General features: G+C 68.7%; 11 protein-coding genes. 4 read left to right on the top strand and 7 right to left on the bottom strand.

What is annotated here, in order from left to right:
* Positions 1 to 65 precede the first annotated feature (65 nt).
* A complete protein-coding gene (locus AB0367_RS38150) occupies positions 66 to 449 on the bottom strand; it encodes a hypothetical protein (RefSeq protein WP_366231401.1) in 384 nt (127 codons plus the stop codon).
* 236 nt (positions 450 to 685) lie between these two features.
* Here AB0367_RS38150 and AB0367_RS38145 point away from each other — a divergent pair, with 236 nt between their 5' ends.
* The 3 genes from AB0367_RS38145 (at position 686) to AB0367_RS38135 (ending at position 3,612) form a co-directional block, all read left to right on the top strand.
* Positions 686 to 1,153, top strand: coding sequence for a SigE family RNA polymerase sigma factor (locus tag AB0367_RS38145; protein ID WP_366231400.1), 468 nt, complete (start codon positions 686 to 688; stop codon positions 1,151 to 1,153).
* Entirely contained in the window at positions 1,153 to 2,178 is a 1,026-nt protein-coding gene (locus tag AB0367_RS38140) for a hypothetical protein (RefSeq protein WP_366231399.1), read from the top strand. The genes AB0367_RS38145 and AB0367_RS38140 overlap by 1 nt, the downstream gene beginning before the upstream one ends.
* A gap of 324 nt (positions 2,179 to 2,502) precedes the next feature.
* Complete coding sequence (locus AB0367_RS38135; protein ID WP_366231398.1) at positions 2,503 to 3,612, top strand: IS110 family transposase; 1,110 nt, start codon at positions 2,503 to 2,505, stop codon at positions 3,610 to 3,612.
* A gap of 347 nt (positions 3,613 to 3,959) precedes the next feature.
* Here the strand turns inward: AB0367_RS38135 and AB0367_RS38130 are convergent, their stop codons facing one another.
* The 6 genes from AB0367_RS38130 to AB0367_RS38105 all read right to left on the bottom strand — a co-directional run bounded on the left by AB0367_RS38130 (position 3,960) and on the right by AB0367_RS38105 (position 9,040).
* Positions 3,960 to 4,361: a RidA family protein gene (locus AB0367_RS38130; protein ID WP_350558368.1), complete on the bottom strand. Its 402-nt coding sequence runs from the start codon at positions 4,359 to 4,361 to the stop codon at positions 3,960 to 3,962.
* Positions 4,362 to 4,509: 148 nt separating this feature from the next.
* Positions 4,510 to 4,644 (bottom strand): hypothetical protein, encoded by a 135-nt coding sequence (locus AB0367_RS38125; protein ID WP_366231397.1) that lies wholly within the window; start codon positions 4,642 to 4,644, stop codon positions 4,510 to 4,512.
* Entirely contained in the window at positions 4,641 to 6,059 is a 1,419-nt protein-coding gene (locus AB0367_RS38120) for an IS1380 family transposase (protein ID WP_366231402.1), read from the bottom strand. The genes AB0367_RS38125 and AB0367_RS38120 overlap by 4 nt, the downstream gene beginning before the upstream one ends.
* Before the next feature lie 78 nt (positions 6,060 to 6,137).
* Complete coding sequence (locus AB0367_RS38115; RefSeq protein ID WP_366231396.1) at positions 6,138 to 7,298, bottom strand: FAD-dependent oxidoreductase; 1,161 nt, start codon at positions 7,296 to 7,298, stop codon at positions 6,138 to 6,140.
* Positions 7,299 to 7,341: 43 nt separating this feature from the next.
* Positions 7,342 to 7,743: a DUF4440 domain-containing protein gene (locus AB0367_RS38110; RefSeq protein WP_366231395.1), complete on the bottom strand. Its 402-nt coding sequence runs from the start codon at positions 7,741 to 7,743 to the stop codon at positions 7,342 to 7,344.
* 361 nt (positions 7,744 to 8,104) lie between these two features.
* Positions 8,105 to 9,040, bottom strand: a complete 936-nt coding sequence (locus tag AB0367_RS38105; RefSeq protein WP_366231394.1) for a DMT family transporter — start codon at positions 9,038 to 9,040, stop codon at positions 8,105 to 8,107.
* Between the two features lie 140 nt (positions 9,041 to 9,180).
* On the opposite strand from AB0367_RS38105, the gene AB0367_RS38100 reads away from it, so the two are divergent.
* Complete coding sequence (locus tag AB0367_RS38100) at positions 9,181 to 10,074, top strand: LysR substrate-binding domain-containing protein (RefSeq protein ID WP_366231393.1); 894 nt, start codon at positions 9,181 to 9,183, stop codon at positions 10,072 to 10,074.
* Positions 10,075 to 10,797 lie beyond the last annotated feature (723 nt).

Below are 10,797 nucleotides of genomic sequence, written 5' to 3'. Positions count from 1 at the left end.
GGTAGTGCTTGTTCACCATCGTGTTCCAGGACTCCTGATCTCCCGGGACCATCAACATCCCAGGTTCAAGTGTCCAAGATCAGGGGGCAACTCCCACCGGCCATACCGCGCCTGTCATGCGATGCGCCCACGGCAACCGCCATGAAGCTCAGGCTCGTGGGCTCGATGCCGGCTTCGCGGCCGTCCACCGCACGGATCAACGCGTCGTCGTAGCCCGAGGGCAGGTCGTCGGCGCTGCCATCCCAGGCCATCGGCACTCCCCAACCGCCGGCGACGACCAAACCCCCATCGAGCACCATGACGTCGTATCGCGCGAAGTACTCCTCGACCCGGCCCATGTAACGATTCGGCACATCGTCGTGGAAAACGAACTCTGGCCAGCGTTCGCGGAACACGACGGCCGCCGCCTCGTGCAGCTCGGGCCGATCGGCGCGAGTTACAATCTCCACGCCGGCAAATATCGGCGTCGCCAACTGAAGGCAACGCCATTGTTCGGGCAATCCCCTGCACTCAACTTGGCAGCCTCCAGTCCGGGTATGCGTGGGGGACGCGGCGCAGCGCGGGTGGGTGAGCCGAGTCCCGGTCGGCCGTGGGCGGAACGAGTCCGTCCTGTCGTGCAACACGACCGGCCCGCAGCTTCGTGTTAGGGGGGAGCAGGGAGGGCCGGTTGATATTCGAGGAGTACGTGGCGGCGCGGTTGCCCGCGCTGCTGCGGCAGGCGACGGTGCTGGCCGGCGATCCGCACGTGGCTGAGGACGTCGTCCAGGACGTACTGATCAAAGCGCAGCCGAGGTGGGCGCGGATCAGCGAGCTGGACGTGCCGGACGCGTACCTGCGCAAGATGATCGTGAATGAGCTGCTGTCAGCCCGCCGCCGGGTCGCTGCCGCCCTCCGCCGAGAACGGGTCCAATGGCCGGCGCCGGCCCAGGATGGCGTCGACGTGGTCGTGCGGCGCGAGGCGATCTTGCAGGTGATCCGTACCCTCCCGGTCCGTCAGCGCCTCGTGATCGCTCTGCGCTTCTACGAGGACATGACCGACGGCGACATCGCCGCGCTGCTGGGCTGCACCGAGGGGACAGTACGCAGTCAAGCGTCGCGTGCGCTGGCCAAGCTGCGCGAGATCGCCGCGTTGCAGCCGGTACGGGAGGACTGATGATCGACACCGACGCCATCCGAAGCGCCTTCGCCGCCCTCGCCGACGAGGCCCCGCCATCGGACCGGATCCGCGCCTCGCTGACCATCCGCGCGCGGCGGCACCGCCAGCGCCGGCTGATCCTGCGGCTCGCCGGCGCCGGTACGGTCGCGGCCGCCACCGGTGTCGCGGCGACCGGAGTGTGGCGTCTCACCCAACCCCCCGCATCGAGGTTCCCGGTACTTCATGCCGGACCCGGGGGCGGCTGGCTAGAGGTTCCCCTGCGCTTCCGTCCGGCATGGCTGCCCCGCAGCTACGGCGAGGGCAAACGCACCGTCATCGTGGACGGGACACAGGCCCCCGTCCTCTCGCGGGACTGGCAGCCAGGCACCGCGAACCAGGCGATCTCGCTGCTGATCGGCTGGCACCCGTCGCTCGATCCCGGCCGGCCGAGCGGTCGGCCGACAACCGTCGACGTCAATGGCGTACCCGGTCGGCTCGTCCAGGTCGGCGATCAGACCCCCGGCACGTACCTCACCTGGCAGCCGCCCGGCCAACCGCAGCTGTTGATGAGCGTACACACCGATGACGTCGCGGACGCCCAACAGGACTTGGCCCTGCGGGTCGCGCGTTCAGTGCGGCCGGATCCGGAAGTCACCTGGGTCGGCCCCCGTTTCGGCTGGCTGCCGCCGGACCTCGCCACCGTGCCGTGGCGGCTGAACCACGGGTTCGAGGACACGAACTGGACCCAGGAGGTGGCGATGAGCGGCCCCGGCGGACGGCAGCTCCTCATCAGGATGGGGACCAGCGCCGCGATGCGGCTGGAAAACACGTTCGCCACCACGCCGATCCGCATCCGCGAGTGGAGCGGCTGGCAGGTGCCCGAGATGAAACAACTCTTCCTGACCCTGCCCGACGGCGTCGAGGTGTTCGCCCGACTCGACGACGGACCCGGCGACGAGCAGGCAATGCCCACGCTGATCCGGATCATCGAGGAGTTTGAGTTCGGACCATGGCCGGACATGAGCTGGATCGGTGGACGGTGATGTCCAGGACCGCGCCCAGACGCACTGACATCGGCTTCTAGTTTCATTGACCGCAGATCGGGTCTTGGCCGAGGCTCGGTTGAGGTGGTCGGGGTGGTCGCTCTTTCGCGGCTGTCCACGTGCGTCGTGTGACTCCCATTTGGCATGCGCTGCCCCGGCCGCCGCCGTGCGGGAGAGGCTGAAGAAGGGAACGCTCTGCTGGTAGAAGCGGTGCCCTCCTGCGCCAACCAATCCATCAACGGAAGGCAGAAGAGGGCATGAGCACGTGCAGCCGTATGGTGATCGGGATGGACCCGCACAAGCGGGTGGGCCACGATCGAGGCGATGGCCGATGACGAAACCGTACTCGGCAAGGGCCGGTACAGGACCGACCGGGCGGGGTTCGAGGCGATGCTCGCCGCCGCCGCGCGGTGGCCGCAGCGGGTATGGGCGGTGGAGGGGTGTGAGGGCATCGGCAAGCACCTGGTGCTGCGACTGCTGGACGCCGGTGAGACGGTGGTGGACGTGCCGGCCAAGCTGCCGGCGCGGATGCGGGTCTACGCCACGGGGCAGGGCCGCAAGACCGATGACACCGACGCCCATTCCATCGCTCTGGTCGGGGTCGGCATGGCCGGCCTGCGTCAGGTCGTCAACGACGAGACGCTCGAGGTGCTGCGGCTGCTGGTGGACCGGCGCCGCCGGATCGGTGAAGACCACACCCGGATCGTCTGCCAGCTGCACGTGCTGCTCCTCGAGCTGATTCCAGGCGGGGCGAAGAAGGACCTGTCGGCCGCGCAGGCCCGGCAACTGCTCGCGACCGTCCGGCCGAAGGATGGCGCAGGGAAGACTCGCAAGCGGGTCGCGCTGGAGATGGTCCGCGACCTCGAACGGCTCTATGCCAGGAAGAAGGCGGCGAACAAGGAACTCGTCGAGCTGGTCAAGGCCACCGCAACCGGACTGCTGGACCTGCACGGCATCGGCCCATCCGGGGCGGCGCGGCTGCTGGTCGAGGTCGGTGACATCACCCGGTTCCCGACCAGGGGCCACTTCGCGTCCTGGACCGGGACCGCGCCCATCGACGCATCCTCCGGCGACAACGTCCGGCACCGGCTCTCCCGCGCCGGCAACCGTCAGATCAACCGGACGCTGCACATGATGGCCGTCGTCCAACTCCGCAATGCCACCGAAGGCAGGGCGTACTTCGACCGCAAGGTCGCCGAAGGGAAAACCCCGAACGAAGCCATGCGCTGCCTCAAGCGCAGACTCTCCGACATCGTCTACCGCACCATGCTCGACGACCTCGTCGCGACCAAAGCCACCAGTACGGGGACGGGCCCGGAGGACACCGGGAAACGTCTCCAACTCCAGCGCGGCCGGCTCACATCCCCACACCAGCTCTTCGGACAAGTCACTCCCCGGACCCGCCAGAACCCAGCCTACGACACCGACCCGTAAGGCGGCCGCCGTGGCCGCTTGACACAGAAGGGTGCCAAAGGCGGGCGCCAAGATCGCTGCGCGAGAGCCTAGCTAGGCATCCGACGGATTATCCGTCAGGGATGCCGGGGTTCTCTGCCGCCGGCGTGGCGCTCAGGACGTCTTGCTCGGCCAGCCGGACTCGATACTGCCCCCCGTCGCCAGGTCGCAGCGGCGCTTTATGCGACCGAGACGCCGACGCGGCAGTCACGGCCACGACACCTCACTGCGAGGCAGGGCACGCTTCCCTTGAAGACGCGGAGCTTCAGCGACTCCGCCGTGGCCCGTCTGCGCTCAGCGCTCGCCGCGCTGCCCGGCGGCCGACGCCCTCAGTCCTTCGTGACGGCGATACAGTCGACCTCGACGTCGAAGGGGCCCGTCCACTCCGGCACGCAGAAGAAGATGCGGGCAGGCGGGTTGTTCGGAAAAAAGCGCTTGTAGACCTCGTTGAAAGCGTTGAAGTGCTCGGCCGAGATGCACATTACGTTGCACTTCAGCACATGCTCGAGGTCCGAGCCGGCGGCCTCGAGCGCCTTCTTAATCTGGGTGAGGATGAGCTCGACCTGGTGTTCGAACAGCGCGTTCGGGAGGATTTCCCCGGTGTCGGGATCGAAAGGCGGCATGCCCGAGACGAACACCATGTTGCCGGCCCGGGTACAGGTTGACACCGGCGCGCCCCACTTCTCGAAATTGCTGTCGATGGGTTCGACCCGGATGATTTCCCGTTCCATGCGGTCGCTCCTGGTCCGTTTGGCGTCAGTCAAGCCTGGATTTTTCGTGGAAGTCCGCCGATTGAGTGCGTGTGAATGCGAAGGTGTGATCCGGCACTAGCGATCCTGAACGTTCGTTGTTCAACAGGCCGTCGCCCAAGCTGAACAGCTAGCTCTGGGGTCTGGCGTGCTGCAGTGCGATCTGCTGGAAGACCTGGGCCTGCGTCGGGTAGCAGTGAACCGTGTTGGCCAGCGCCTCCAGCGACATCTGGTTCGTGATTGCCAGCGTAAGCTCGCTGATCATCTCACCGGCGTGCGCCGCCACAAGCGTCGCGCCCAGGGCCAGTGTTCGGCGATACGCAGCCGGGTTTGGCGGGCGGTGCGGGTGATGCGGGCGGCGACGTGCAGCAGCCGGTAGCGCAGCTTCTTGGGTTCGGCGGCGGCGAGGTCGTCGTCCAGCAGCAGCATCTGGGTCCAGGCGAGCAGGTCGATGGCGGTGAGGGCGAGTTGCAGCCAGGCGGCGTTGATCGCGAAGACGCGGGACGGGAACCGTCCGAAGCCGGTGTCCTTGCCGGTGCGGATGCGGTCTTCGACGCGGGCGTGGCCGTGGTGGCGGGCTTCGAGGTACTGGATCGAACCTCCACCGGCTGTGGCGCCGGGTGGGGTGTCGGTGGCGAGGACCTGGTGGCGCATGCCTTCGATGGTGTCGAACAGCGACAGCTGCGCGCCGGGGTGCGGCCGTTCGCGGCGCACGATGAACCGGGTTCCGGCCGGGAACCCGTCATCGGGTGCCAGGCCGGTCAGTTCGCAGATCTCGGCGCCGTCGCGGGGTTCGCCGTTGCCGTCGAGGGCGGGCACCCACTCGCTGTGCTGTTTGGCGGAAAGGATCGCCTGGCGGATCGGTTCGGTGATCGCGACACCGACGGAGAAGCGGGTGTCCAGGCCGCGCGTGCGCAGGTCGCGGATGTGGGCGAGCAGGCCGTGGGTGCAGCCGGCCGAGTCGGAGCGGATCAGGATCGGGGTGCCGTGCCGGTGCGTGTCGGGGATCTGGTTCAGGGAGTCGTCGAGGACGGTGATGTGGTCCGCGGTGGTGTTCGACCCGGCCCGGCCTTCCCGCAGCATCCCCGCGAGGGCCTCGCGGGTGTTGTCCAGGAAGCAGAACAACGGATGGAACCCGAACGTGTGCTTCCAGGTCGGGGCCGCGGACTCCTTCTCCGAGTGGCAGATCACGATCGAGGCGTCCAGGTCGAGGACCAGACCCGGGACGGGCAGGCCGGCCGCGGTCACCCGGGGCAGGCCGCCGCGGGTCTCGGCCCGCTGCGCCCAGGCCAGTTCCCGCGCCTGCGCGCGAGCGGCATGCAGCCGGCTGAGGACCGCACTGTCCATATCGGACAGCAGCCGCCACGCGGTCGGGTCCGATGCGACCGGCCCGAACAGTTGCGTCTGATCGCGCAGCACGGCCAGATCCGAGATCGCCTCGCCACCGTCGGCGAGCATCACCGCGATATCCACCGCGACCCGGCCCGGATCGTGCACACCACGCCGCTGCCGCAGGCCCGCGAGGGCGTCACCACACGCGCTGGTCAGCCCGGTCACCTCGGCCACGTCGGCCAGAAGCCGCGCGCCGGCATGACCGACCACGCCACGCCCGTCGGCACTCACCACGATCTTCGGACGCGTTCCGGTAGCCTTCACCCTGCAGGTGCCTTCCGTCGGGATGGATACGACCCTCAGCAAGTCCTATCTTCCCAGTTCAGAAGGCACCTGTTCCCTATTGATCCACTATGCGGGAGGCCCTTAACGAAGGGCCGAGGTTAGGCCCACCTCGGCCACCTCGGGGTCGGTGTAGGTGCAGTGGGGAATGACGAGCTCTCGTACCGGGCGATGCGCTCCGTCCAGCGCGTTCGCGATACAGAGCCGCGCTGTCGCATTGGCCGCGTGTGTGAACTTCTGCGGGAAGGTTGCATCGCCAATGGCATAGATGTTGGGGTTGCTGGTGCACAGGTATTCGTCTACCTCCACGCCGTCCCTGGCGACGTGTACCCCTGCCGCGTCCAGGTCCAGGTGCTCCACGTTCGCCTTGCGGCCGGTGCCGAGCAGCAGCGCATCATAGGGCAGCTCGCGCGTCCCGTCGGTGCCCTGCGCCAGCAAACGGCCGGCGCCCGCCCGTACTGCCATGAACCCCAGATGGAGCCTTATCCCCTCCTGCTCGAACCGGCGACGGATCAGCTCACTGGCCTCCTGCTCATCATGGGGCAGCAGGGTCCTGGGGTGGCTGACCAGGTCCACCTCGCTGCCGAGACGGCGGAAGGCCTGGGCCAGCTCGCATCCCATCGGACCGCTGCCGATGACGACCAGCCTGGCTGGCAGTTCGGTCAGTGAGAAGACGGTCTCGTTGGTCAGGTACTCGCCGGTCCGCAGTCCCTCGATGGGGGGCACCACGGGGTCTGATCCGGTGGCGATCACGGCTGTCCGAAATTGCAGTAGCCGGCCCTCGACCTCCACGGCATTCGGCGCGGTGAAGCGCGTGTGCCCGAGGTAGACCTCCGCCCCCGCTTGCTCGGCCACCGCGACCGCATCGCCTGAGCTGCTGAGGGAACGCATTTTGCGGACGCGATCCATGACGGAGCCGAAATCAGTTTGGGGTGGGGCGTCGAGCCGAAAGCCGAACTCGGCCCCGCGGCTCGCTTCGTGTACCGCGCGTGCGCAGCGAATCAGCGCTTTGCTCGGCGTGCAGCCGAAGTTGACGCAGGTGCCCCCGGTCAGTCGCTGCTCGGTCATAGCGACGCGGTGCCCGCCTCCGGCGGCAGTCGTGGCGGCGGTGAGGCCGGCCGGTCCGCCGCCGAGCACCACCAGGTCGTAGTCACCACCTTCGCGGTTGACCCAGTCAGATGGGTGGCCCTGGCGGATCGTCCGCTGGTTGTAAACGTCATCGGGGTACAGCTCGATAGTCCTCATGGCGCATCCTCCGTTCCCCGAGAATTGCCGTGGCGCACACGTGTCAGGCGGGCTGTCGTACCGCCGTCCCAAGACGATTGTCGATCAGGTACCGCCAGCGCCCATCCGCGCCGCGGCGCGCGACATCGCTTGCCGTGCCTGCGACGTGCACGTGCCTGCCGTCGGGACTTGTGCCATCAATTGCCCAGTCCACCACGATCTCGGCGATATCGCCGGCAACGAACACATGGCGCGCCTTGGCCGCCAGCGGCAGGCCGAGGCTGAGATCGCGCTCGAGTTCGGCAGCGACCTCGGCGCGATCAGTCACGGTCCGCCCGTCGTCCGCGACGAGCACGGCTCCTTCGTACAAGGTCATCATCTCGCTGACCTTGCCGGAATTAAATCGCTCAATCAGCGACGGGATGACGCCTTCGGGTTCAGTGGGGAGGGAATAGGACTCGGACATCGCGGTCTCCTGTTCGTCTTGGTTAAGCGGTCTCCTGTTCGTGTTGGTTGAACTGCGATGCGTCCCACGCTATAGCGCGGGTGATGGCCTGGCTGGAGGAAAACGCGGGTGATGGCCTGGCTGGAGGAGAATCCGCAGGTCATCTTCTATTTCACCCCGGTCGGGTCGGGCTGGATCAACCAGATCGAGACCTGGTTCGGTATCCTGACCCGCCAGTCGATCCGCCGCGCCACCACGGCAGACGACGTGCAGGTTGATGGAGTACCGGTAGGGAATGCCAGCCTGGTTGTGCCGACCTACCGCCCGACGATCGCGTCCCCGAGTCCTCACGGACGAACGCGGATGATCGTCTTCCCGCTGATCAGGGTTGTCCCAGATCGCCGCCGTCGCCAGATCCATCAACCGGACCAGTGCCCGGTCGTCGGCTGCGACGTCCGCGATGCCGAACAGCAGCTCGTCGCGGTGGAACGCCTGCGGTGCGAACACGCACGGGAAATCGGCCGCACCGGCAATGGCGCAGTCCCAGGGCTTCGCCGAGCACCACCGCGCCCAGCGCCACCGACACCACCGGCAGCAGGTAACCGACCGTCGACGCGCTCGTGGCGCCGACGTCGGCGATGAGGCGGTAGTGCAGGAAAAAGGTGATGCCCGTGCAGACGATGCCGAGGACGACGACCGCACCGATCGCCACGGCGTCGACCCGGGCGGCCGTGAACCCGCCGAACGGCAGCGCCAGCGCGCTGAGCCCGGTCGCGGCCAGGAGCTGGGCTGCGGAGAGGGCGAGCGGCTCGGTGCCGCGCCCCACGAGCTTGCGGCCCATGTAGGCGAAGGCGACCGCATAGCTCGCCGCCGCGCCGAGCAGTGCGAAGGCGCCCCAGCCGGGCAGCCGGTGCTCGTGCCACGGCGCGAAGATGAGCACCACTCCCGCGAAGCCGAGCGCCAGGCCGCCCAGCCGCACCGGTTCGAACGTGCGGTCGGTGCCGATGGCGATGCCCACCACCAGCGACCACAGGGCGGTCGTCGCGTTCAGCACGCCGGCCAGGCCGGAGGCCGCGGTCTGCTCACCGATCGCGAACAGCGCGAACGGCAGGGCGTTGCAGAAGAGCGCGGCGACGATCAGGCGCCCCCAGGTGGCCGCGCCGCGGGGCAACCGCTGACCGGCGGTGCGCGCCAGGACCAGCAGGACCGCGGAGCCGAGCACGCAGCGGACAAACGTGATCTGCACCGGGGCGAGGCCGGTCAGGGCGATCTTGATCCAGAGGAAGCCTGATCCCCACAGCAGCGCAAGGATGCCCATGCGGACCCAGACGCCTCGCGTCGCGCCGACCACCGCCGCACCCCCCCCCTCCGCCAGGAACCACCAGCATGCCGACCATGCCCCGAGGCGACGTGACAGCACAAGTGAAAAGTTCTGCACGCACCGTTAAGCTGAGCTGCATGCTTGATGTTCGGCGTCTGCAGGTGCTGCATGCCGTGGTGGCCAGCGGGTCGATGACGGCCGCGGCGACCAACCTCGGCTACACCCCCTCGGCGGTGAGCCAGCAGATCGCCGCGCTGGAGAAGCAGGCCGGGGTGGCGCTGCTGCAACGGGCCGGCCGTGGCGTGCAGCCCACGGCGGCGGGCCGCCTGCTGGTCGAGCACGCGGCCCTCATCAGCCGGCAGGTGGCCGAGGCCGAGACCGCCCTGGCCGACCTGCGCGCCGGGCGGACCGGGCGGCTCGTCATCCGGTCGTTCGCCACGGCGGGTGCCGCGCTTGTCCCGCCGGCCCTGGCCAGGCTCCGGCACGAGCACCCCGGCGTCCAGGTCCACCTGCGCCTCGTCGAGGGCGACGACTCCCTGGCCGACGTCGAACAGGGCCGCGCCGACCTCGCGATCGTGGTCCGGCCCCGGCAGCGGACCAACGACGGCATCCGGCTGGTGCACCTGCTCGACGACCCGTACCAGGCCGTGCTGCCACGCGGACACCGGCTCGCCGGCAAGCGCGTGCTGGACCTGGCCGACCTCGCCGACGAGGCCTGGATCGGCAGCGAGTGGCCGGCCGGCCCGTGCCTGCAGATCCTGTTCGACGCCTGCGCCGCTGCGGGGTTCAGCCCCAACTTCGTCGTCGAGAGCGAGGACTACACCACCGCGCAGGGCTTCGTCGCCGCCGGTCTGGGCGTGAGCCTCATTCCCCGCACGGGGCTGGGCGGCCGCCACCCGGGCGTCGTGGTGCGCCGGGTCCGCCGCCCGGAGCCGATCCGGCCCATCCACGCGGCCGTGCGGGAGGGCGCCTTGGCCGAACCGGCGATGACGAGCCTGATCCAAGCCCTGAGCGACAGCCCGAAGCCGTGACGCCACCGCACCCAGACCGGCGGCCCGGACCGTCGGCGGCCCGGCTCAGCGTGCCAGCGCGAACCAGGCGGGCGGCCGGTGGTCGGACCAAGGCCAGGTCGGTCGTGAGTTCGCTGATCGCGGGCGTGAACGTGAGCTCGTGGCCGAAGACGACGGCCGCCACGACGATCGGCCCGATCCGGCCGATGACGTCTGCGGTGGGTGTGCTCGTTCGGGTGCGAGGTCGGCCGCACCGGAGTCGACACCGGCAACCAGTGCTGCGCGTAGCGGCGCAGCCGTTGGATCCGGTCCGCGGAAGGACCTCGTCGGGATCGCGCGGCGGTCCGGAGCGGCGAAGCCGGCCTTGATGCCTCGCCGGGGGCGGCCAGCCCGGAGACGCCGTCCGGCGCGTGGTGGACGAAGCTTGGCCACTCCACGTCGGCGTTGCAGGGAGTGAGGTGAGCCGGATCCACCTGGGTCACGCGTGGCGGCGGGAGGTTCACGACGCCGGCGAGGACTCTTGAGCAAGACCCGGCCAACCTCTATGTCACCGAAGCGTCCCTGCCCAGAGCGTTCCAGCTAATCCGCTGCCTAGCCCGGTGACGATGGCGTGGTGGAAGGCAAGTTTCTGGCCCGGGTGATGCTGATGTCAACGCCGTTGCGTTTAGCGTCGTGGGCGGGCGGCAAGTCCTTGTTCGAAGATCGTGATGCTGGCGTGGATGGTATAGGTCTGGGTGGTTCTGG

The organism is Dactylosporangium sp. NPDC051484, assembly GCF_040689395.1.
Lineage (GTDB): Bacteria > Actinomycetota > Actinomycetes > Mycobacteriales > Micromonosporaceae > Dactylosporangium.
Note: the sequence above shows the minus strand (reverse complement) of the source record. Positions and strands in the feature narration are given on the sequence as shown.